This is a genomic window from Pseudomonas putida group bacterium ESBL64 (assembly GCF_045277175.1).
Taxonomy (GTDB): Bacteria; Pseudomonadota; Gammaproteobacteria; order Pseudomonadales; family Pseudomonadaceae; genus Aquipseudomonas; species Aquipseudomonas alloputida.
Genome location: NZ_CP145799.1, coordinates 5628723 through 5652240, shown reverse-complemented (window position 1 = coordinate 5652240; position 23518 = coordinate 5628723). Strand labels below are relative to the sequence as shown.

Genomic DNA, 23518 nt, shown 5'->3' with positions numbered 1-23518 from the left:
AAGGTTTTCTTATGGAATATGAGCTGCAAGACATCAGATCTTTCGTGAAAATCGCCGAACTGGGCAGTTTTCATGAGGCCGCCGAAGCGCTTCACCTGTCGCAGCCGGCCCTGAGCCGGCGGATCAAGAAGCTGGAGGAAGGCCTGGGCACCTCCCTACTGGAACGCACCACTCGCCGGGTCAGCCTGACCAGCGTGGGCCGCGACTTCCTGCCCAAGGCCAGGCGCCTGCTGGATGATTTTGAAGACTCGATCCTCAGCATCCGCGAGCTGGCCGAGCGCCAGACCGGTCAGGTTACCCTCGCCTGCATCCCTACCGCGGCGTTCTACTTCCTGCCGTCGGTGATCCGCGATTACAACGAGCAATACCCGAAAATCCGTATTCGCCTGCTGGACCTTAGCGCCAACGACGGGCTCGAAGCCGTGCTGCGCGGCGAAGCCGACTTCGGCATCAACATGATGAGCGGCCAGCACCCGGACATCGAGTTTGTCTCGCTGGTGCAGGAGCACTTTGTACTGGCCTGCCGGCGTGACCACCCACTGGCGAACCGCGCCTCCGTTACCTGGACAGAGCTGGCTGATTACCGCCTGATCGGCGTCGGCCGCCTGAGTGGCAACCGCATGCTGCTGGACCATGCGTTGTCCGGGCTCAACCTGCGGCCCAAGTGGTTCTACGAAGTGCAACACCTGTCCACGTCGCTGGGCATGGTCGAGGCCGGGCTGGGCGTGTCCGCCATGCCCAGCCTGGCCATGCCCAATGCCGACCACCCCACGCTGGTGAGCGTGCCGTTGATCGAGCCGCAAGTCACCCGCACGCTAGGGCTGGTGTACCGGCGCGGCGCATCGCTGTCGCCGGCTGCGGAGAAATTCGTTTCGATCCTGCTGCAGAAATGGCCAAATCGCTGAAGGAAGCCGCGCGCGGCCTTAGTCGTTCTTACCCAGCATGTACCGGTCAAAATGCTCGATATGCTCATCGAGGTTGTCCTCGAGCATCATCCGGTACTGATCGCAGAAGTACTTCAGAATCTCTTCCCGTGCCGCACCCAGCTCCGCGCCGCTCTTGAAGCTGCGGGCGCTCATCCAGGCGCTGAAGCGCGCGGCACCGAAGGTCAGCGAGGCGCTTACCTTGCCCAGGTCTTCGAACTTTTCGATCTGCTGGTTCGCCAGTTCGATGTGCGCATCGGCGCGATCGTAAAAGGCCTGGTCGGTAGCTTGAGTCATTGGGGTTCACCTTGTTGCGCAATGCGAGCGGGAGGCCAAGCCTTGCATGTCGCGGCGCATACGTGCAAGGCTGAAAAAGGATCACCCATGACGAAAAGGAAGCAAAGCACCTCATGCTTGGAATCACACGTATCCATCGCTATTTGCGCCCACTGCCTGCAAAACCGACTGCAGCCAGTGGGCGTGACCTCAAGGCCAAACGCGCCACCCACCTCGCCTCAACGGTTGCCAACCTCCTCTGCACGCCCCGCTCCGCCCCGCCTTACCTCTGCGTCACTCCTGAGCGTCCCCCTGTCGAACGTGTGCCCCCGACCTGACTGCCTGCACTGCAGCTCACACACCGTTCTCGCCTGTTGCAGGCGGGATGCCTGACGCAACGACAAGGGGCAACAACCAATGCTTTTCTTTCACGGTAAACACATCTTCAGCGCCATCTTCGATATGGATGGCACCCTCTTCGACACCGAGCGCCTGCGCTTCAAGACACTCAAGCAAGCGTCTCTGGAAATCTTCGGCAAAGCGCTGAGCGAGCAGACCCTGATTGGCTCGCTGGGCCTGAGCGCAAAAAAGGCCGAAGCCCTCGCCAAGGCGCATAACGGCGAAGACTTCCCGTACGCACAAATCCGCCAACGCGCCGATGAACTTGAGCTGGAGTACGTGCGCAATCACGGCGTACCAATCAAGGCCGGCCTGCTGGAGGTGCTGGAGCGCTTGCGCAAATCAGGCCTGACCATGGCGGTGGCCACCTCCAGCCGCCGTGCCATCGCCGAGGAATACCTGATCAACGCCAACGTGCTGAAGTACTTCGACATCACCGTTTGTGGCGATGAAGTCAGCCAAGGCAAACCCCACCCCGAGATTTTTCTGAAAGCCGCCCGCGCGCTCAATTGCGAGCCAGGCCAGTGCTTCATGGTCGAGGACTCGGAAAACGGCATGCTGTCAGCGATGCGCGCCGAAGGGCAGGCGATCCTGATCGAGGACATCAAGCCGCCTGCGCCGGAAATCAAGGCGGGCGCGCTCAAAGCCTACCGCAGCATGCATGAGTTTCTCGCCGACCTGAGCGCGTGCGTACCCGACCTGGGCATGCCTGCATTGAGTGAGCCGTTCCCGGCCTCGATGAACCAGTTCAGCGTGGGCATTCATGGTTTCGGCGCCATCGGCGGCGGTTACCTGACGCAGGTATTTTCCCATTGGGACGGCTACACCCGACCGCGTGAAATCATTGCCGCAACCCGCTCGCGCATGCTGCGCGAAAGCGTCAGCGCCTTCGGCCGCTACAGCGTGCGCTACGGTGCCACATCGTTCGACCAGACCATCGACAACGTGCGCATGATCGACATGGACGATGACGACGCCGTGATCGGCATGTACACCACTGCCGAAATCATCGGCCTGAGCCTGCCCGAGCAGGCCATCAGAAGCCAGGCCAGGGTGATCGCCCAAGGCCTGCTGCAACGCTTCGAGCGCCGAGGCCGGGAGCTGACCCTGCTGATCGTGCTGAACAAGGTTGGCGGTGCGGCGTTCGTGCGGCGTCATGTGCAAGCCGAGTTGTCGCTACTGTGCCCGCCTGCGATCAGCGAGCAGGTTATGCAAAAGACCCATTTCGCCGAAACGGTGGTAAGCCGCATCGTGTCCAAACTGGGCAATGACGCGCTGGTACGGCAACTGCGCATCAAGTCACAGATGTTCCAGAACAGCCTGGAAGACGAGCCCGCAAGCACCCGCAAACCTTCAGCGCCGCTACCAGAGTACGAACGGCTGATCGGCCACTTCAGGCCCTTTGCACAGCCCAGCAGCGCCATGAGCCAGCTGCATCTGGTGCTGTTCAACAGCGAAGCTGACATGCCGCTTTACGCCGAACGCGGCAGCGATCTGCTCGAACGCCTGCGCCAGGTGAAGACAGTGCCAGACATCGCCCAGATCCAGATCATCAAGAACCGCCTGTGGAACGGCCCGCACGCCATCGTGGCCTGGTACGCCAGCCTGCTGGGCCATGCCTGGGTCGGCCAGGGCATGGGCGATGCGCGGGTGAGTGAACTGGCCGAGCGCCTGATTCGCCAGGAGGTCGCGCCCGCACTGGTGGCCGAATACCCACAGATGGCCGAGGTGGTCAGCCGCTTTGCCGAGGCATTCCTCGAGCGCTGCAAAACCTCGTTCAAAGACCCCTGCGCCCGGGTAGGCCGCGACCCCTTGCGCAAGCTGCAACGCAACGAACGCATCCTCAGCAGCATCGACCTTGCCCGCAAGCACGGTATTGCAACCCCGGCCCTGGCGTTTGGCGCGGCCCTGGCCATTCACCATGCCCTGCAATGCGAGGACGACAAGGATCAGGAAGCCCGGGCGATCAGGCAAGTTTATCGGGATAACCACACCAGCGTCGAGGCCGTGCTTACGCATGACAGTGACTGTAATGGCAAGCGTTTTCCAGGGCTGGACCCGATCACGGATGCGCAGCTGATCACCGCCATTTCAGATGCTTTCCGGCAGTACCCGCAAAGGGATATGGCCACCCGACGGGATGACCTTTGCATAGGCGCATGAGGTACTGCATATGCCTGAAACCATCGCGGTGAATGGCACCGGCTCCGTCGATGTTCGCGGGGCAAGCCCGCGCCCAACTTGATCGCGCTAGCTTTCAGGTGTTGTGCAAGACCGTTGTCCCCACAGGTATTGCATCAGCCTCAAGCCTGCGCGATACCTGTAGGAACGGGCTTGCCCGCGAAGAATCCAGCGCGGTGAATGGCATCGGCTTCGCCGGTGTTCGCGGGGCAAGCCCGCGCCCAACTTGATCGCGCCAGGTTTCAGCATCTCGTGGTTTTGCTAACAGAACGTACCACGCATGCCTGCATGCCCGAATCCTGCATTCAACCTCTGCCGCAGCCGCTGCGGCATGGACAGCCTGAACACTCCATTCCCCATGACGCCTGCCGACCTTCACTTGATATGACACAAGGCTTGCTAATGACACAAGGTGTCATTAAGATCGCTGTGTGTCCTGGCAGCGCCATCACGACGATCAGCCAGCGCCCGCCCTTTTCCCTGCAGGTACCGCCCATGACGACCACCATGCACACCCCCAAGGACCAGCTTGTCAAACTCGCCCAGCAACAGATGCTGACAGCGCTGACCGACAACACCTACACCGTGCGACAAAAGCTCGCCCTCACCTGCCGTATCCTGTTCGACGGCGGCCACGACTCTGGCCTGGCCGGGCAGATCACTGCGCGTGCGCAGGAACCTGGCACCTACTACACCCAACAACTGGGGCTTGGCTTCGACGAAATCGCTGCCTCCAACCTGCTGGTGGTGGACGAAGACCTGACGGTGCTGCAAGGCCGTGGCATGGCCAACCCGGCCAACCGCTTCCACAGCTGGCTGTACCGCGCCCGCCCCGACGTCAACTGCATCATCCACACCCACCCGTTGCACAGCGCCGCCTTGTCGATGCTGGAAGTTCCGCTGGCCATCTCGCACATGGACCTGTGCCCCCTGTTCGACGACTGTGCATTCCTCAAGGAATGGCCCGGTGTGCCGGTGGGCAACGAAGAAGGCGAAATCATCGCGAACGCGATTGGCGACAAGCGCGCAATCCTGCTTTCCCATCATGGCCTGCTGATCGCTGGGCGTTCGATCGAGGAAGCCTGCGTGCTCGCCCTGCTGTTCGAGCGCGCAGCAAAGATGCAACTGCTGGCCATGGGCGCCGGTGACATCCGCCCCATCCCCGAAGCACTGGGCAAAGAGGCCCACGACTGGATTTCCACCCCCAAACGTCACGGTGCCGCCTTCAGCTACTACGCGCGCCGAGCCTTGCGTGCCCATGGCGACTGCCTGGGCTGATCGAAGCTGTACTCTTTCCTCAACAACGGCAAAGGTGCCTGGTCATGTCTACACCTGTAATTCGCGGCGTTATCGGCTACACCATCACTCCCTTCACGGCAGACGGCACACTCGACCTGGACGCCTTGGGCACGTCCATCGATAGCCTGATTGCAGACGGCGTGCACGCCATCGCGCCGCTGGGCAGCACCGGCGAAGGGGCTTACCTGTCCGACAGCGAATGGGAAACCGTGGTGCGTTTCAGCCAGGTACGCATTGCCGGGCGCGTACCCAGCGTGGTCAGCGTCTCCGACCTGACCACCGCCCGCACCGTGCAGCGTGCCCGCCTGGCACAGGCCTGCGGTGCTACGGCGGTGATGGTGCTGCCCATCTCTTACTGGAAGCTCACCGAAGCCGAAGTGGTCGCCCACTACAAGGCGGTCGGCGCCGCCATCGACATTCCGATCATGCTCTACAACAACCCGGGCACCAGCGGCACCGACCTGTCGGTGGAGCTGATCCTGCGTATCCTCGGCGAAGTGCCCACTGTGACCATGGTCAAGGAAAGCACCGGTGACATCCAGCGCATGCACCGCCTGTTCACGGCTACAGATGGTCAGGTGGCGTTCTACAACGGTTGCAACCCGCTGACCCTGGAAGCCTTGGTGGCCGGCGCCACGGGCTGGTGTACCGCCGCGCCCAACCTGATCCCGGCACTCAACCTGGCGCTGTGGGACGCCGTACAACAAGGCGATCTGGCCGAAGCCCGTGCGTTGTTCTACCGCCAGTACGAGCTGCTGGAGTACATCACCCGCCGTGGCCTGCCGACCACCATCAAGGCCGGCCTGAAAATGCTCGGCCAGGAGGTCGGCGCCCCACGCCTGCCCCTGCAGCCGCTGGATGCGCAAGGCAGTAATCACCTGAAAAGCTTGCTGGTGGCGCTGGCCAACTGACGCCCAAACCTGCCCGGCAGCCTGTCGCTGTCGGGCAGTCTTTTTCTTCAGGAGCAGCCTTGGGCTGCGAAAGGGCCAATGACGCTGCAGTCGGATTACCCCTTCGCCGCACAAAACTGCTCCTCATCTGACCATTACCAGAGGCAACCATGGACGCGCCTGCTCAAAGCTCTACAACCCCGCTCAGGCTGACAGACATCCTTCACCCGGTGATTGCCGGAATCGTTTCGGTGATCGTCAACTACGGCGGCACGTTCATCCTGGTGTTCCAGGCGGCCAAAGTGGCCGGGCTGAGCCCGGAGCTGACGTCATCGTGGGTCTGGGCGGTGTCGATCGGCGTCGGCCTCAGCGGCCTGGCATTGTCCTGGTACAGCCGCGAGCCGGTCATCACAGCCTGGTCCACGCCAGCCGCCGCGTTCCTGGTCACCGCCCTGGCCAGCGTGCCCTACAGCGAGGCCATAGGTGCCTACCTGCTGTCGGCCGCCGGCTTCGTGGTGCTGGGGCTGAGCGGGTGCTTCGAGCGGCTGGTGCGCGTCGTGCCCGGCGGCATTGCCGCCGGCCTGCTGGCCGGCATCCTGCTGCAGTTCGGCATCGGTGCCTTTGCCAGCCTGTCGGTCGACCCCACCCTCGCCGGGCTGCTGATTGCAGCGTATGTGGCCTTCAAACGCTTCACCGCCCGTTACGCCGTGGTCGCCATACTGCTGCTGGGCCTGGGCTACCTGTTGCTGCAGGGGCAAGTGGGCCTGACCACGTTGCGGCTGGAATTCGCCTCACCGGTTTTCACCGCGCCCACCTTCTCCCTCAACGCGGCCCTCAGCGTGGCCCTGCCGTTGTTCCTGATCACCCTCACCGGCCAGTACATGCCCGGCATGCTGGTGCTGCGCAACGATGGTTTCAAGACCAGCGCCAACCCGATTGTCGCCGTCACCGGCATCGGCTCGTTGCTGATGGCGCCCTTCGGTTCACACGCGTTCAACATCGCGGCCATCACCGCGGCCATCTGCACCGGCAAGGAAGCCCATGAAAACCCGGACAAGCGCTGGGTGGCGGGTATCGCCGCCGGTGTCTGCTACATCCTCGTCGGGGTGTTCGGGGTCACGCTGGCGAGTGTCTTCATGGCCCTGCCGGGCACCTTTATCACCACCCTGGCGGGCCTTGCCCTGCTGGGCACCATCGGCGCCAGCCTGGCCAGCGCCCTGGCCGATGCCCGTTCACGCGAGGCAGCACTGATCACCTTCCTGGCGGCGGCGGCCAACATCAGCCTGTTGGGCATTGGCGGGGCTTTCTGGGGCCTGGTCATTGGTCTGCTGGCCCACGTTGTCCTGAACGGTCGCCTGCCCGGTTTGCGGGGCGCCTCCCGCTAAGCGGGCTTTCCACCACCTTGCCGTGCGCCAGGGGCGCACGCTGTTCAACAGGTATCGACATGCCCCACGCTGGCCCCAAGCTGCTGACCCAAATTGCTGCCGTGCACTTCGTCAGCCATGTGCACATCATGCTGATCCCGGCGCTACTGCCCGTGCTGCCCGGCCTGCTGGGCGTAGGCTTCGTAGAGCTGGGCGTAGCCCTGGCGGTGTTCAACATCGTCTCCGCGCTGGTACAGGCCCCGCTGGGTTATGCCGTCGACCACTATGGTGCACGTAAAGTGCTCAAGGCCGGGCTGTTGCTGGGCAGCCTCAGCTTCGTGCTGCTGGCGGCCAGCCCCGGGTATGCGGTATTGCTGGTGGCGATGGCCATGGCTGGCCTGGCCAACGGTGTGTACCACCCGGCCGACTATGCGCTGCTGGCCAACGGCATCGAGCCCGCGCGCCTGGGGCGGTCGTTCTCTATTCATACCTTTGCCGGTTTCCTCGGTTCGGCCGTTACACCTGCAGTATTTCTTGGCATCGCCGCAGCGTTCGGCACGCGGGCAGCCCTGGCGGCGGGCGCGGCATTCGGGGTAGCCGCGCTGCTGCTGATTTCGATACCAGGCAGTGGCGTGTACCGGGTCGCCAGGCCTGCCAACCCACAAGGCGCAGGCCCGGCCGCAACAACAGGCCGGGTACGCTTGTTCACCCCCATGATCGGCGTGCTGACGGTGCTGTTCATCCTGCTCAACCTGAGCACCAGCGCCATCGAGAAGTTCTCCGTAGCCGCTTTGGTCCAGGGCCAAGGCCTGACACTGGCCTGGGCCAACGCCGCGCTCACCGCTTTCCTGCTGAGCAGCGCAGCCGGCGTGCTGTGCGGGGGCGCTTTGGCCGACCGTACCCGGCGCCATGGCCTGGTGGCGGCACTGGCCTTCGCGCTGGCGGCTGCGCTGACCGCGCTGGTGGCGCTGGGGCTGCTGCAGGGCTGGGCATTGGTGGTCGTACTGGGTGCCATCGGCTTGCTCACCGGGGTCATCGCCCCATCACGGGACATGCTGGTCAAGGCGGCGGCGCCACCCGGGGCCGAGGGCAAAACCTTCGGCCTGGTGTCGACCGGGTTCAACGTCGGCGGTGCCATCGGGCCGGTGGCGTTCGGCTGGATGCTCGATCAGCGCCTGCCCAACGGGATTTTCGTCGCATCGGTGGTGTTCATGCTGCTGACGGTGCTGCTGACCCTGGCACAGGAGACGTATTCAGCCAGAAGGCGCGCGACTGAACAGCTGGCGCGCGCCCTGTAGGCCCGGTGCAGCATTGCCAGGCCAGGATCAGTCATTCATTGCGCCGGGTTGGCATGCACCACGCGCCCGCCTGCCCCCGGCCGATTGACGAACAGCACATCCAGCACACTGTTGCGCAAGCCCTTCAGTGCATTCCAGTTCGCTGACGTATGCATGTATCTGTCGCGCAACATCCGCTGTTCTTCCTCGCTCAACCCCACTTGGCCAGTTTCCCCCAAGGCGAAGGCATGCAGTTTTCGGCTGATGCCCGACAACTCTTCCGGCAGCCGATGCTCAGCCTGCGCCCCCAACGGCGCAAACGGCACGCCAGCGCGCACCGCCAACGCCCGCATCACGCTCAAGTACACCCGGGACAAGTGCCCCGCCACGTACCGCTCCCGGTACACCGCCGCATAGACCTGCTTTTGCGCCTCGTCCCGACGCCCGCCGGCAATCGGCTCCTCCCAGGTCATCACTTGCGGCCTGGGTTCGCCAATATCAGCAAACGTCGAAGCCAGCAAGGCGCTCACCTTGGCATGTACGCGGCACTGCTCGACACGCGTGCCTGCAGGCACACACTGGGACTGCGGCTTGCACAGCAGCACCTGCTCCAGAAGGGTCTCCGGGTAACCACCCCCAATATTCGAGTGCACGCCCGGCAGCACGATGTCGTGGCCACTGCGCACCAGCGGGAAGTTATGCCGCCGCTCATCCTCGGCCACCAGTTGCACCACGTGCCGGGCAATACCCGCACCCAGGCCCAGGCGCAGGCCACCGTGGCGGCCGTCTGCAGGGTCGAAGTCACCCTGTAAGGGCGCGATGATCGCCGCCACGGTGTCGAACAGGCCGATAAAGTTGATCGAGGTTTCGCACGCCACCGACAACAGCCCGCCCGCGCCCTCGTGCAGCAGGTTGGCCAGATGCCGCACCGCCGCCGCACCGCGGCTGAAACCGAAAAGATCGAACTCGACCCCCTCCAGCGTTGCCTGCGGATGCGCCTGGCGCCACGCCTGCAGTTGCTCGGCCATTCCCTGCAACGCCTCGGCAACCCGCGCCTCGGCCCCTGTGCGCCCATGCCCGGTGGCCGAGGCGTAGACATGGTCGGCTTCACCCGCCAGCGTGCCCACGCCTTCCACATAGCGCTTCAAGAACGCCTGCGGCCCGTCGGCATAGGCCGCATCAGCCGGATACAACGCATGCAACAGGGCCACATTGCTCAAGGCGTTGCCATAGCTGCCGCCCTTGTCCCCCTGCTCACCCTCCGTCGTGGCATTGTGCAGGTTGTTACCGGTGCCATCGAAGAACACGCCAAATCGCAGGGTGACCGGCGTAAGGTTTGCCGTGCTGGCGCTGCTCATTTTCATCATCGTGCCTCCTGCTTGTCCGAAAAGCACAAGCAGGCGCCAGCACGCCGTCACGGACCATCAGGCAATGGCCAGCCATACGTGGGACATTTCTTTGCCCGCATGCCCGGCTGCAACGATAAATTTACCCGCCGCCATTGGTGGTCGCCCCCCCGGATAGATTAAAGTATCCCCCCTTGCCAAGGCTGCTGCCTCACGCCGCCTCAGGCCCCTACCAGGAACCGTCGCCGATGGAACACCGTGAAGCGCTGATCGCGCTGCGCACTTTTCTTTCTACCCAGATCCTAGGCCAGGAGAAACTGGTCGAACGGCTGTTGATCGTGCTGCTGGCCGACGGCCACATGCTGGTCGAAGGGGCACCGGGCCTGGCCAAGACCAAAGCCATCAAAGAACTCGCAGAAGGCATCGAAGCGCAGTTCCATCGCATCCAGTTCACCCCCGACCTGCTCCCGGCCGACATCACCGGCACGGAGATTTACCGCCCGGAAACCGGCAGCTTCGTGTTCCAGCAGGGGCCTATCTTCCATAACCTGGTGCTGGCCGACGAAATCAACCGCGCACCGGCCAAGGTGCAGTCGGCGCTGCTCGAAGCCATGGCCGAGCGCCAGGTCAGCGTGGGCCGCAGCACCTATGACCTGTCGCCGCTGTTTCTGGTCATGGCCACGCAGAACCCGATCGAGCAGGAAGGCACCTACCCGCTGCCCGAAGCCCAGCTCGACCGCTTCCTGATGCATGTAAAAATCGGCTTCCCCGACGCCGCCGTAGAGCGGCGTATCCTGGCGCAGGCCCGGGGTGAAGCCCTGGGCGGCGAGACCAAGCCTGAGCGCCGGGTCAGCCAGCAGGCCATCTTCGCTGCGCGCAAGGAAATCCTTGGCCTGTACATGGCCGACGCAGTGGAGGAATACCTGGTGCAGCTGGTCATGGCCACCCGCACCCCGGCCAAGTTCGACACCGAGCTGGCCGACTGGATCGCCTACGGCGCCAGCCCGCGTGGCTCCATCTCGCTGGATCGCTGCGCGCGTGCCCATGCCTGGCTGGCCGGGCGCGACTTCGTCAGCCCCGAAGACATCCAGGCCGTGCTGTTCGACGTCCTGCGCCACCGCATCATCCTCTCGTTCGAGGCCGAGGCGGCAGGGATCGACCAGGACCGCGTGGTCCAGCGCATCCTCGACGTCGTCGCCGTTGCCTGACCCCATGCCCACTGCGCAGCTGGCCGAACACGGCATCCGCATTGGCCTTGCCGAGCTGATCGACATGCGCCACCGCGTGCGCGAAATCCAGCTGTTTTCCAAGCCCGGCCAGCGCAGCCCGCTGGTCGGTCTGCACCATTCCAGGCTGCGCGGGCGCGGCGTGGACTTCGACCAGGTGCGCGTTTACCAGGCCGGCGACGATGTGCGCAACATCGACTGGCGTGTCACTGCGCGTACCCAGGAGCCGCACACCAAGCTGTTCCACGAAGAACGCGAGCGGCCGATCTTCATCCTCGTCGAACAAAGCCAACGGCTTTTCTTCGGTTCAGGGCTGATGTTCAAGTCCGTGCTGGCGGCCCAGGCGGCGGCACTGTTCGGCTGGGCAGCGCTGGGCCACAACGACCGCATCGGCGGCTTGGTGTTCGGCGACAACGAACACCACGAGATCAAGCCCCGACGCAGCAAACAGAGCCTGCTGCAACTGCTCAACCGCTTGGCAAAGGTCAACCAGTCACTGCACACCGAAGCCATACCCGGGGCCGACAGCCTCGGCCTGGCCCTGCGCCGCGCCCGCGAAGTGCTACGCCCCGGCAGCCTGGCCATCGTGATCTGCGATGAGCGCTCGCTCAGCGCCCAGGTGGAACAGCACCTGGCCATGCTCTCACGGCATTGCGACCTGCTGTTGCTGCCGGTATCCGACCCGCTCGACCACGCGTTGCCCGCCGCCGGCCTGCTGCGCTTCGCCCAGCGCAGCGCCCAGCTGGAGCTCGACACCCTCGACGCCAACCTGCGCCAGGCCTACCGCCAGCAGGCCGAGGCCCGCATCGAGCGCTGGGAGCTGATGGCGCAAAAGCTGAGGGTGGTCCTGATGCCACTGAGCACGCAAAGCGAAATGATCGAGCAACTGCGCGAGTACCTGAACGCCCAGCGTCCACGGAGCGCGTCATGAACCCGCTCGACCAGTTGCACCCACTGATCGCCCCGGCACCGGTCAGCCTGTGGCCACCCGCACCAGGCTGGTGGCTGCTGCTGGCCGTCCTGCCACTCCTGGGCTGGGGCCTGTGGCGGCTGCGCCGCTGGCGCCCAGGCAAACGCCGCATCGTGCGCGCCGAACAACCCCTGGACCCGGTACGCCTGGAGGCCTTGGCCGAGCTGGCCCGCCTGCCACGCCCGTATGACGGCGCCCCGGCCGGCGCCTGGCTGCAACAGATCAACGCCTTGCTCAAACGCCTGTGCCGCAACCACTACCCAGGCGCCAACAGTCACACCCTCAACGGCCGCCAGTGGCTGGCCTTTCTCGACAACCGCTGCCCGGCCGCCGGCCTGACCCGCTGGATGGTACTGGTCGAAGGCGCCTATAAACCCGAGTGCAAGCTCGATGACAAGGCCATCGCCGGGCTCAGCCAAGCCGTCGAAACCTGGATCCGCAAGCATGTTTGAACTGGCCTGGCCGTGGGTCTTCGCCCTGTTGCCGCTGCCATGGCTGGTGCGCCTGCTGCTGCCCGCCGCCGACAGCGGTGAACCGGTGCTCAAGGTGGGCTTCCTCAACGAGCTGGAAGGCCTGGCCGGGCGCCGCGCACGGCTCAACCTGCCCACCTGGCGCCAGCAGGCACCGTTCGTCGTCATCTGGCTGTTGCTGCTGTGCGCCGCCGCTCGCCCGCAATGGCTGGGCGAACCGGTGCCGATCGCCGCCAGCGGCCGCGACCTGCTGGTGGCGGTGGACGTGTCCGGGTCGATGGACTTCCCCGACATGCAGTGGAAGAACGAGGACATCAGCCGCCTCGACCTGGTCAAGGCGCTGATGGGCGACTTCCTGCAAGACCGTGAAGGCGACCGTGTGGGCCTGATCCTGTTCGGCAGCCAGGCCTACCTGCAGGCGCCGCTCACCTTTGACCGGCGCACCGTGCGCACCTTCCTCATCGAGGCGCAGATCGGCATCGCCGGCAAGAACACCGCCATCGGCGACGCCATTGGCCTGGCGGTCAAACGGCTGCGCGAACGCCCGGCACAAAGCCGGGTGCTGGTGCTGATCACGGACGGTGCCAACAACGGCGGGCAGATTCACCCGCTGACAGCCGCCCGCCTGGCGGCCCAGGAAGGCGTGCGCATCTACACCATCGGTATCGGCGCCAACCCCGAAGCCAGTGGCACCCCAGGCCTGCTCGGCCTCAACCCGAGCCTGGACCTGGACGAAGCCGCGCTCAAGGAAATTGCCGACATCACCCACGGCGCCTACTTCCGTGCCCATGACGGCGCCGAACTGGACGCTATCGGCGATACCCTCGACCAACTGGAGCCAGTAGCCCAGCAACCGACCCAGGCGCGCACAGCCCAGGCCCTGTACGCCTGGCCCCTGGCGCTGGCGCTGCTGCTCAGCGTGTTGCTGGTGGTAGCCGTGCAGTGGCCCGACAACCTGTTGCAGCGCCTGCTGCGCAAGCCGCGCTTCCTGCAGCCGCACCCGGAATGGCGCCAGCGCTTGAAGCGCCTGCGTTTAAGGAGGCGGCGATGATCGACTTGTGGCCCCAATGGCTGCGCCCGCTCTGGCTGCTGGCGGTTCCCGTGCTCGGCTGGCTGCTGTACAAGCTGTGGCACCGGCGCAAGCGTGCCGGGCGCTGGCAGATGATTCTGCCACCCGCCTTCCATGGTGTACTGCTGGGTGGCGGCAGCGGCAGCACCAGCAAACTGCCGTGGGTGGCGCTGGGCCTCGCCTGGTTACTGGTGATCCTGGCGCTGCTCGGGCCCAGTTGGCAGCGGCTGGAAGAAAGCCGTCAGCGCCCGGCCGACCCCCTGGTGATCCTGCTCGAACTGACCCCGCAAATGCTCGCCGAGGACAGCCCGCCCAACCGCCTGGAACAGGCCCGGCGCAAGATCCTCGACCTGCTTGAACACCGCCGCGACAGCCAGACGGCGCTGGTGGTGTATGCCGGCTCCGCGCACACCCTGGTGCCGCTGTCCGACGACCTGGCCACCACCCGCAATTTGCTCGAGGCCATCGACCCGTCGATCATGCCAAAACCCGGCCAGCGTGCCGACCTGGCTGTGCAAAAAGGCCTGGCGCTGCTGGCCCAGAGCGGCCTCGGCCAAGGCCGCCTGCTGCTGGTAGGCTCGGCACTCAGCGCCGCCGAGCGCCAGGGCATCACCCAGGCCCTAGGTCGCCAAGGCCCAAGCCTGCTGATGCTGGGCATCGGCAGCCGCGAAGGCGCCCCGGTGCGCCAGGCCAATGGCGAATACCTTAAAGACGACCAGGGCGGCATCCTCTTGCCTCGCCTGGACAGCGCCAGCCTGAAGGGTTTTATCAGCGGCACGGGCGGGCGCTACCGGCACGCCCGCATCGACGACCTTGACCTGCGTGGCCTGGGCCTGTTCGACAACCCGCGGAGCGGGCGCAATGACGGCCAGACCCTGCAACTGGACAGCTGGGCCGACCAAGGTTACTGGCTGCTGATTCCGTTGTTGCTGCTGGCCGCCTGCGCCGGCCGGCGCGGCTGGCTGTTCTGCCTGCCGCTGCTGCTGGCCTTGCCGCAGCCTGGCCAGGCTTTCGAGCTCAACGATCTGTGGCTGCGCCCCGACCAGCAAGGTCAGAAGCTGCTGGAACAAAACCGCCCGGCCAGCGCTGCGCGTCACTTCCAGAATCCGCAATGGCGCGGCATGGCCCTGTACCAGGCCGGCGACTATGCCGGTGCCGCCGAGGCATTTTCCCAAGGCGACACTGCAGCAGCCCACTACAATCGAGGCAATGCCCTGGCCCACAGTGGCGAGCTGGACGCCGCCCTGGATGCCTACGAGCAAGCCCTGGAGCGTCAGCCCGACCTGCAGGCCGCGCTGGACAACCAGGCGCTGGTGCAGCAACTGCTGCAGCAACGTGAAGCCAAGACCGAGGAACAACCGCCCGGCAGCGATGCCCAAGACACGCCCGGCAGCGAAACCGAAGGCAACAGCAGCTCGGCCAGCAGCCCGGCCCAAGGCACACCCGGCGACGACCAACAGGCCAGCCCCGAACAACCCGGCGAAAGCAGCAGCAACAGCCAGGCCGCACCCGGCAACCAGGCCGGCGACGACAGTGTCATCCAGCCGCCACAGCGCCCGGTGTCGACCAGCCTCGACGGCGAACAGCGCCAAGCCCTGGAGCAATGGCTGCGGGAAATTCCCGACAACCCGGCAGAGCTGCTGCGACGCAAATTCTGGTATGAACAGCAATTGCATCAGGAAAAATCACGATGAGTCGCTTCGGCGTCTTTCTCCTCACCCTGCTATGGGCCGTACTGGCCCACGCCGAACCGCTGCTGCAGGCCAGCGTCGACCGCACCCGCCTGGAAGCGGGCGAAAGCCTGGAACTGACCCTGGAAAGCCAGGACGTCACCCAGTTCGGCAAGCCTGACCTGCGCGCCCTGGAAGGTGACTTCGAAGTGCGCGGCACGCGCCAGCTGAACAGCCTGCACACCCTGGACGGCGAAACCCGCGCCAGCACCCGCTGGATCATCACCCTGCTGCCACGGCGCAGCGGTAGCCTGCGCATCCCCGAGCTGCAGCTGGGCCAGTCGCACAGCCAGGCCATCGAATTGCAAGTGCTGCAGGCCGATGCCAGCCGCCAGGACAACGCTCAGGTCTTCATCGAAGCGACCCTCGACAGCCATGACGTCTATGTCCAAGCCCAAGCCGTGCTGACCCTGCGCATCTACCACTCGGTAGCGCTGTACGACGACAGCAGCCTCAGCCCCCTGCAACTGGAGAACGCCAAGGTCGAGCCGTTGGGCGAGTCGCGCACGTATGAAAAGGAAATCAACGGCGTGCGTCACGGCGTGATCGAAACCCGCTATGCGGTGTATGCCCAGCAAAGCGGCACCCTCGATATCCCGTCGCTGACGTTCACCGCCACGGCAGCTGCCAGCAGCGACGAAGCAGCGCAGGCCAATGGCACGGCCCGCGCCGGCCACCAGGTGCAGGTCAGCTCGCTGCCCTTGCGCCTCACGGTACGGCCGATTCCGGCAGCCTGGCCGGCTGGCTTGCCGTGGTTGCCAGCCAGCAGCCTGACCCTGGAAGAGCACTGGAGCCCCGACCCGGGCAGCCAGCAAGTACAGATTGGCGACTCGCTGACGCGCAACATCACCTTGCGTGCCGAAGGCTTGTCCAGCACCCAACTGCCGCCGCTGCCGGCCACAGAAATCATCGGCCTGCGCCGCTACCCTGACCAGCCGCTGCTGCGCAACGAAATCAGCGAACGGGGCATGACCGCCAACCGCGAGGAGCGCGAGGCCCTGGTGCCGACCCACAGCGGCACGCTGGCCTTGCCGGCGCTGGAAGTGGCCTGGTGGAACACCCGCGAAGACCACCTGGAGCACAGCAGCCTGCCAGCGCGCACGCTGAACGTGCTGGACAACCCGGCACTGAGCGCCGACACCCCGGTGGGCGACAACAGCAGCGCCAGCACCCTGCTGTGGCCCTGGCAGCTGTCCACACTGGTACTCGCCCTGACCACCGTGCTGGGCTTTGCCCTGTGGTGGCGCGCCCGTTCGCGGCCAGCGGTGCTGCGCACCGCGCAGAACGGGCCAAGCCCACGCACCTTGCTGGACGACCTCAAGCGCGCATGCCAGGCCAACGACCCCCAGGCTACGCGCCAGGCGCTGGATGCCTGGGCCCGGCAGCAACCGGAAACCCTGGCCGAGATGGCGGCGCGCTTCGTGCCGTTGTCGGATGCGCTGGATGGGTTGAACGGGGCGTTGTACAGCGAGAGCGGGCAGTATTGGCAGGGGGAGGATTTGTGGCGGGCGATTGGTACCATTCCGCCAGCTGAGCAGGTGTTGCTGCCGGCGGGCGAGAGCGGCAGCTTGCCGCCGCTCTATCCCAAGTGATGCGCAGTGGCTGGTTGCGAATTTTCAGCTCATGGCCGCCCCTGACAATGCTTGCCGAATGTACCAGCCGAGTCAGATGAACCGCTGCCCCTCGAACGGGTTCCAGCTCTGCTGCCCTTTGGCCTGCTTCAGGTAATAGGCCCGGTTGGTCAGGAAACTGTACAGAAACGCAAACCCCATGCTGATACCGTTATCCAGAGGACGCGGGATTTCGCTGCCCGTCGCCACCTCATAGACGCTCAGCAGCAGCCCGATGCCGATGATGATGGCCAGCATGACCAGGTTCTTCTTCCACAGCCCCAGCACGAACCAATAGATCGGGCCGAAGAAAAAGGCTATGAAATTGTTGTTGATCAGCAACTTCTTCCCGAATGGCAAGGCGCGGAATGCGGCTTTGTAGGACTCGGAGGTGGGGGCGCCGTACTGATCGAAGAAGGCGAAACGCTCCCGCCATTTTGGCTTGAGGTTATCCGGGGATGATTGGGTCTGAGGGATGCCTTCCATTGGTGACTCCTGTGATTGTCGTCCGTGGGTTTCGAATAGCCGTGATCATGGCCGTTTTGGAGGGTAAATCAGCCTACTTTTGAGGGCAAGCTTGATCCCTGGTGCAAAGCGAGAGCCAGCTCACAGAACGTTCAAGGCGGAAATGGCCGAGCGTGTGCTCGACGCTTTGCCGCGACACGTCCGTGGGGCAAACCGAGATGAGCGACACCCTGCTATCAATGTCAGCTTTTCATGGAACCAACGTGGCAACCCGCGTCAACGCCTGGAGTCGCAGGACGCTACCGCGATAAGCCAATGCCATCCATGAACAAGGGGTTTAATGCGCGGGCTTGCCTGTAGGACAACCAGCACCGTGCGCCTATGAGATCAAGCGCTGAACTTTCGGGCCGCACAGCGGCCCCGTGCTTGGGTTACCATACCGCCCTTGCGCAACACCCATCACCCAAGCCAAGCCCTCGCTTGCTCGACTCGACACCAACAGGTCATCCATGCGTCTGTTTCATACCTCCGACTGGCACCTGGGCCAAAGCCTGCACGGCCAGGAACGCGACTTCGAACACGCCTGCTTCCTCGACTGGCTGCTCGGCCAGCTGCGCCTGCGCCAGCCGGATGCGCTGCTGATTGCGGGCGACATCTTCGACACCGTCAACCCACCCGTCAAAGCCCAGGAACGCCTCTACGACTTCATCGTCCAGGCCCATGAGCAACAGCCCAAGCTGGACATTGTGATGATCGCCGGCAACCACGACTCCGGTTCGCGCATCGAGCTGCCCGCCGCACTCATGCGCCGCCTGCGCACCCATGCGTTGGGCCGTGTGCACTGGCTGGACGAGGGTCAGCTGGATGCCGAGCGCCTGTTGATTCCGTTGACCAACGGCCGGGGCAAGGTCGCTGCCTGGTGCCTGGCCCTGCCCTTCCTGCGGCCGGCCGAAGTCACCGGCCCGCAGCTGGGTGACGATTACCTGCAAGGCATCACCCAGGTGCACCAGCAACTGATCGCCGCCGCCCTGAAGAAACGCAAGAAAGACCAGGCGCTGATCGCCATCAGCCACGCGCACATGGCCGGTGGCGCGGTGTCGGAAGACTCCGAACGCAGCCTGATCATCGGCAACGCCGAGGCACTGCCGGCCAAGCTGTTCGACAAAGCTATCAGCTACGTCGCCCTGGGCCATCTGCACAAGCCGCAGAAGGTCAACCGCGAAGAACGCATCCGCTACAGCGGCTCGCCAATCCCGCTGTCGTTCGCCGAAATCAACTACCCGCACCAGGTCCTGGAAGTGGAGCTGGACGGCAACGGCCTGGTCAGCGTCGAGCCACGCCCCGTACCACGCGCCGTGGCCCTGCAACGGGTGGGCCCGGCACCGCTGGGCGAGCTGTTGCAGCAACTGGCCGACCTGCCCGTGGTCGACCTGCTTGAAGACCCCAACCGCCAGCCCTGGCTGGAGGTGCGGGTGATGCTCGACGAGCCGCAACCTGACCTGCGCCAGCAGATCGAAACCGCGCTTGAAGGCAAGGCGGTACGGCTGATCCGCATCAGCGCCGAGTACGCCGGCCGCAACAACGCCGAGGACGATGACCTGGCCTTTGTCGAACTGGCCCAGATGACCCCGCAAGACCTGTTCAGCCGCGCCTGGGAGCAAGCCTACGGCAACCCCGCCGACGAGCAGGCGCTGGCCGACTTCGCCCTGCTGTTGCAGGACGTGCAGCAGGAAGAGGAACAGCCATGAAGATTCTCGCCATCCGCCTGAAGAACCTGGCATCGCTGGCCGGCCCGATCGACATCGATTTCACCGCAGAACCGTTGGCCAGCGCTGGCCTGTTCGCCATCACCGGGCCTACCGGTGCGGGCAAGAGCACCTTGCTTGACGCCCTGTGCCTGGCGCTGTTCGGCACCGTGCCGCGCCTCAATGCCATTGGCCGTGAGGCCAAGGTGCCGGACGCCGACGGCGACATCCCCACCTCCGACCCGCGCAACCTGCTGCGCCGTGGCACCGGCAGCGGGTTTGCCGAGGTCGATTTCGTCGGCATCGACGGCCGCCGCTACCGCGCCCGCTGGGAAGCCAACCGCGCCCGCGACAAGGCCAACGGCAAACTGCAGCACAGCCGTCAAAGCTTCTACGACCTCGACAGCGAGCAAGTGCTCGGCAGTGGCAAGAACGAATACAAGCAACTGGTCGAAGCCCGTCTGGGCCTGAACTTTGAACAGTTCACCCGTGCGGTGATGCTGGCCCAGAGCGAGTTCGGCGCGTTCCTCAAGGCCGACGACAAAGACCGTAGCGAGTTGCTGGAAAAGCTCACCAACACCGCGATCTACACCCGCCTGGGCCAGCGTGCCTTCAGCAAGGCGCGCGAAGCCGGCGAGGCGCACAACGCCCTGAAAGAACGCGCCAACCATCTACTGCCGATGGCTGCCGAGGCCCGTACCGAACTCGACCAGCGCCTGGAGCAGGCGCAACAGCAGTTCAAGGCCGACCAGGCCGGCGAGCGCCAACTGGAGCAGCAACGCAACTGGCTGAATGAACAACGCCAGCTACAGGCCCAACACACCGAAGCCAGCACCACGCTGCAGGCCGCCGAACTGGACTGGCAACAGCTGGCCGAACCACGCCTGGACCTGGCACGTCTGGAGCGCCTGGCCCCACAGCGTCACCAGTTCCACCGCCGACAGGCCCTGAGCGCACAGCTGGCGCCAGTGGCCGCGAAAATGGCCGAACAGCAACAGCAGCAAGCCGAACTGCAGGTGCGCACCCGCGAACTCGAACAGGCGCTGGACACTGCGCGCCAAGCGCTTGCCGACCGCCAGGCCCAGCACAGCGAGAACGCGCCGCGCCTGCGCCAGGCTTTTGCCGCGCAGGACAGTCTGGCACGCCTGGACCAGGAGCTGGCCGCCCAGCGCAGCATCAGCCAACAGGCGCAACAACAGGTCGCTGACGGCCAGCAGCAACTGCAGCAGCTGGAAGACAACCAGCAGCGCAGCGTGCAGCAACTGGCGCAGATCGACACCGCGCTTGCCGACAGCCAGCACCTGGCGGGCCTGGCCAATGCCTGGCACGCCTACCTGCCGCAACTGAAACAGGTGATGCTGATCGGTGGCCGCCTGACCAAGGGCCGAGAAGAGCTACCCGGCTTGCAGGCCCAGGCCAGCCAGGCCAATGCGCACCTGCAGGCCGAGCGCGACGCCTACGACCTGTTGTTCCGTGAAGCCAAGGCCGAACCCCAGGCCCTGGCCGAACAGATCGACCTGCTCGGCGGCATGCTGCAGGACAACCGCAAACAGCAGCGCGCCGTAGAAGAAATGTCACGCCTGCACGGCCGTGAACAGGAGCTGCGCCAGCAGCTGGATGCCCTGCGCGAACGACAGCAGCAGGCCATGCTGCAACGCCAGCAACTGATTACCGAAGGCACCGCCGCCAAGGCCGAGCTGGAGGCCGCCGAGCAGGCGTTGATCCTCACCCGTCAACTGCTGGAACGGCAACGCCTGGCACGCAACACCAGCGTCGAAGAACTGCGTGACCAACTGCGTGACGGCGAACCCTGCCCGGTCTGTGGCAGCGCCGAACACCCCTTCCATCAGCCAGAAGCGCTGCTGCAGAGCCTGGGTCGCCATGACCAGGCCGAAGAGCACGCCGCGCAGAAGCAGGTCGAAACGCTCAACAACAAGCTGGTGGAGCTGCGTACCCAGCTGGGTGTGGTCAATGCCCAGCTCAAGGACTTTCAGCAGCAACAGCAGCAACTGGGCGAACAGTTGCAACCGCTGGTGGCTCAGGTACAGGCACACAGCCTATGGCCAGCCCTCGCCCCGCAGGACGACAAGGCCCGTAGCACCTGGCTCGACAGCCAGCTGCGTCGCCTGGATGAAGAAATCAGCCAGGACGAGAAACGCCAGAGCGCCCTGCTGGCCCTGCAAAAAGACGCCGCCCGCCTGAACCAGCAATTGCAGGCGGCCCACGACGCCCAGCAACAGGCCCAACGCCATCTGGAGCAACAGCACCAGGCCCTGGCCAACGACGAACAGCTGTTGCAGCAAGGCCTGAACGACCTGGCCGGCGTACTGCCAGAGGAAGCGCTCAAGGCCCTCAACGACGACCCGGCCAATGCCTTCCTCGCCCTCGACCAGCAGATTGCCCAGCGCCTGCAGCAACTGGAACAGCGCAAGGACGAACAGGAAGAACAGCAAGCCCGGCAAGCCCAGCTGGACAAACTGCGCGATCAGCAACAGGCGCGCGTGCAAGGCCTGCAGCAGTTGCAACACACACTCGCGGCCCTCGACGAACAGCGCCAGCAGGCCCAGGCGTCGCTCGGCGAGCTGCTAGGCGAACATGCCAGTGCCGAAGCCTGGCAGCAGCATATGGAAGCCACGCTGGAACAAGCCCGCGCCCTCGATGCCGACACCGCCCAGCGCCTGCAAGATCTGCGCACCCAAGGCGTGCAACTGGCCAGCGAGCTCAAGGCCAATACCCAGCAACAACAGGCACTGGATGCCGAATGCCAACAGTTGCAGGCCCAGATCGCCCAGTGGCGCAGCGAGCATCCGGAACTGGACGATGCCGGCCTCGATCGCCTGCTGGCCATGGATGACGCGCAAGTCAATGAATTGCGCCAGCGTTTGCAAGCCGCGGAAAAAGCCATCGAGCAGGGCCGCGTGCTGCTGCAGGAACGTGAGCAGCGCCTGCAACAACACGCCGCACAAATGACCGTGGACACCTCGGCCGAAGCCTTGGAACACGCCCTGACCGAGCTGCGCGGGCGGCTGGTCAACCATGAGCAGCAATGCGCCGAATTGCGTGCACAACAGGCCGACGATCAGCGCCGGCAGCAGGCCCACCAGGCGCTGGCGGCAGAAATCGAACAGGCCCACCAGCAGTGGCAACGCTGGGCCCGCCTCAATGCCCTGATCGGTTCGGCCTCCGGTGATGTGTTCCGCAAGATCGCCCAAGGCTACAACCTTGATCTGCTGCTGCACCACGCCAACGCCCAGCTACGTCAGCTGGCCCGTCGCTACCGCCTCAAGCGCGGCGGCAGCGCCCTTGGCCTGCTGGTGCTGGACACCGAGATGGGCGACGAACTGCGTTCGGTGCACTCGTTGTCGGGCGGGGAAACCTTCCTGGTGTCGCTGGCCCTGGCGCTGGGCCTGGCGTCGATGGCGTCCAGCACCTTGCGTATCGAGTCGCTGTTCATCGACGAAGGCTTCGGCAGCCTCGACCCCGAGTCGCTGCAACTGGCAATGGACGCCCTCGACGGCTTGCAAGCCCAGGGCCGCAAAGTGGCGGTGATTTCCCACGTACAGGAAATGCACGAGCGCATCCCGGTCCAGATCCAGGTGCGGCGCCAGGGTAATGGCCTCAGTGACGTGGAGGTGTGCGGGTGATCCTCTACTCGTTCCGCCGCTGCCCGTGGGCCATGCGTGCGCGCCTGGCCCTGCGCTATGCCGGCTGCGAGGTGGAAATCTGCGAGGTGGCGATGAAGAACAAGCCGGCAGAGCTGCTGGCCTTGTCGCCCAAGGGCACGGTACCGGTGCTGGATACCGGTGCCGAGGTACTGGAAGAGAGCCTGGACATCATGCGCTGGGCGCTGACGCAAAACGACCCGCAGAATTGGCGGCTACAGGCCAACCCTGCGGCTGCGCAGCAGGCTGAAACACTGATTGCACGCAATGACACCACGTTCAAGGCGCACGTGAACCTGTACAAGTATGCCGAACGTTACCCGGAGCATTCCCGCGAGCATTACCGCCAGCAGGCCGAGGCCTGGCTGGCGGAGCTCGAAGGCTTGCTGGTGGGGCGGGCTTACCTGCTGGCCGACCACCCGAGCATGGCCGATGCCGCGTTGCTGCCCCTGATGCGCCAGTTTGCCGGGGTCGAACCGCAGTGGTTCGCCGAGGCGGCTTATCCGCGTGTGCGGAGCTGGCTGGAGGGGTGGCTGGCTTCGGAACTGTTCAGGTCAGTGATGGCCAAATAAGTTCACGCGATACCTTGTAGGAGCGGCCTTGTGTCACGACACAG

General features: G+C 64.8%; 18 protein-coding genes. 15 read left to right on the top strand and 3 right to left on the bottom strand.

Features of this window, described 5'->3' with window-relative positions; genetic code table 11:
* Positions 1-11: 11 nt before the first annotated feature.
* A complete protein-coding gene (locus V6093_RS25610; RefSeq protein WP_003247268.1) occupies positions 12-905 on the top strand; it encodes a LysR family transcriptional regulator in 894 nt (297 codons plus the stop codon).
* Between the two features lie 18 nt (positions 906-923).
* On the opposite strand, the gene V6093_RS25605 is transcribed toward V6093_RS25610, so the two are convergent.
* The gene (locus V6093_RS25605; RefSeq protein WP_004577437.1) at positions 924-1220 is read right to left on the bottom strand and encodes a DUF3144 domain-containing protein; all 297 of its coding nucleotides are present in this window, start codon (positions 1218-1220) and stop codon (positions 924-926) included.
* A 396-nt stretch (positions 1221-1616) separates the two neighbouring features.
* Between V6093_RS25605 and mtlD the strand changes: the two genes are divergently transcribed.
* The 5 genes from mtlD (at position 1617) to V6093_RS25580 (ending at position 8630) form a co-directional block, all read left to right on the top strand.
* Positions 1617-3761: a bifunctional mannitol-1-phosphate dehydrogenase/phosphatase gene (gene mtlD, locus V6093_RS25600; RefSeq protein ID WP_265979728.1), complete on the top strand. Its 2145-nt coding sequence runs from the start codon at positions 1617-1619 to the stop codon at positions 3759-3761.
* Positions 3762-4274: 513 nt separating this feature from the next.
* Complete coding sequence (locus V6093_RS25595) at positions 4275-5057, top strand: aldolase (protein ID WP_004577435.1); 783 nt, start codon at positions 4275-4277, stop codon at positions 5055-5057.
* 44 nt (positions 5058-5101) lie between these two features.
* A complete protein-coding gene (locus V6093_RS25590) occupies positions 5102-5989 on the top strand; it encodes a dihydrodipicolinate synthase family protein (protein ID WP_014860956.1) in 888 nt (295 codons plus the stop codon).
* 149 nt (positions 5990-6138) lie between these two features.
* Complete coding sequence (locus V6093_RS25585) at positions 6139-7353, top strand: benzoate/H(+) symporter BenE family transporter (RefSeq protein ID WP_014860955.1); 1215 nt, start codon at positions 6139-6141, stop codon at positions 7351-7353.
* Positions 7354-7412: 59 nt separating this feature from the next.
* On the top strand, positions 7413-8630 hold the full coding sequence (locus tag V6093_RS25580) for an MFS transporter (protein ID WP_406669659.1): 1218 nt from the start codon (positions 7413-7415) through the stop codon (positions 8628-8630).
* 35 nt (positions 8631-8665) lie between these two features.
* Here the strand turns inward: V6093_RS25580 and V6093_RS25575 are convergent, their stop codons facing one another.
* The gene (locus V6093_RS25575) at positions 8666-9976 is read right to left on the bottom strand and encodes a DUF2235 domain-containing protein (protein WP_265979730.1); all 1311 of its coding nucleotides are present in this window, start codon (positions 9974-9976) and stop codon (positions 8666-8668) included.
* A gap of 227 nt (positions 9977-10203) precedes the next feature.
* On the opposite strand from V6093_RS25575, the gene V6093_RS25570 reads away from it, so the two are divergent.
* From V6093_RS25570 to V6093_RS25545, 6 genes are read left to right on the top strand one after another with little or no spacing between them, the layout of a single operon-like run.
* The gene (locus V6093_RS25570) at positions 10204-11163 is read left to right on the top strand and encodes a MoxR family ATPase (protein ID WP_003247242.1); all 960 of its coding nucleotides are present in this window, start codon (positions 10204-10206) and stop codon (positions 11161-11163) included.
* Between the two features lie 4 nt (positions 11164-11167).
* A complete protein-coding gene (locus V6093_RS25565) occupies positions 11168-12112 on the top strand; it encodes a DUF58 domain-containing protein (RefSeq protein WP_004577431.1) in 945 nt (314 codons plus the stop codon).
* On the top strand, positions 12109-12603 hold the full coding sequence (locus V6093_RS25560) for a DUF4381 domain-containing protein (protein ID WP_003247240.1): 495 nt from the start codon (positions 12109-12111) through the stop codon (positions 12601-12603). Before V6093_RS25565 ends, V6093_RS25560 begins: the two co-directional genes overlap by 4 nt.
* Positions 12596-13672 (top strand): VWA domain-containing protein, encoded by a 1077-nt coding sequence (locus V6093_RS25555; RefSeq protein WP_014860951.1) that lies wholly within the window; start codon positions 12596-12598, stop codon positions 13670-13672. The genes V6093_RS25560 and V6093_RS25555 overlap by 8 nt, the downstream gene beginning before the upstream one ends.
* Entirely contained in the window at positions 13669-15384 is a 1716-nt protein-coding gene (locus tag V6093_RS25550) for a tetratricopeptide repeat protein (protein WP_047604546.1), read from the top strand. The genes V6093_RS25555 and V6093_RS25550 overlap by 4 nt, the downstream gene beginning before the upstream one ends.
* Positions 15381-17012, top strand: coding sequence for a BatD family protein (locus V6093_RS25545; RefSeq protein WP_014860949.1), 1632 nt, complete (start codon positions 15381-15383; stop codon positions 17010-17012). Before V6093_RS25550 ends, V6093_RS25545 begins: the two co-directional genes overlap by 4 nt.
* 72 nt (positions 17013-17084) lie before the next feature.
* On the opposite strand, the gene V6093_RS25540 is transcribed toward V6093_RS25545, so the two are convergent.
* On the bottom strand, positions 17085-17516 hold the full coding sequence (locus tag V6093_RS25540; protein ID WP_003247236.1) for a DUF2628 domain-containing protein: 432 nt from the start codon (positions 17514-17516) through the stop codon (positions 17085-17087).
* A 488-nt stretch (positions 17517-18004) separates the two neighbouring features.
* Between V6093_RS25540 and V6093_RS25535 the strand changes: the two genes are divergently transcribed.
* Genes V6093_RS25535 through V6093_RS25525 form a run of 3 tightly spaced genes read left to right on the top strand, consistent with a single transcriptional unit; the run spans position 18005 to position 23474 of the window.
* Positions 18005-19243, top strand: coding sequence for an exonuclease SbcCD subunit D C-terminal domain-containing protein (locus V6093_RS25535; protein WP_003247235.1), 1239 nt, complete (start codon positions 18005-18007; stop codon positions 19241-19243).
* Positions 19240-22884 carry an AAA family ATPase gene (locus V6093_RS25530; protein ID WP_179052271.1) on the top strand — a complete coding sequence of 1215 codons (3645 nt, stop codon included), beginning with the start codon at positions 19240-19242 and terminating at the stop codon, positions 22882-22884. Before V6093_RS25535 ends, V6093_RS25530 begins: the two co-directional genes overlap by 4 nt.
* Complete coding sequence (locus V6093_RS25525) at positions 22881-23474, top strand: glutathione S-transferase (RefSeq protein WP_017147821.1); 594 nt, start codon at positions 22881-22883, stop codon at positions 23472-23474. The genes V6093_RS25530 and V6093_RS25525 overlap by 4 nt, the downstream gene beginning before the upstream one ends.
* The last annotated feature ends 44 nt before the right edge of the window (positions 23475-23518 follow it).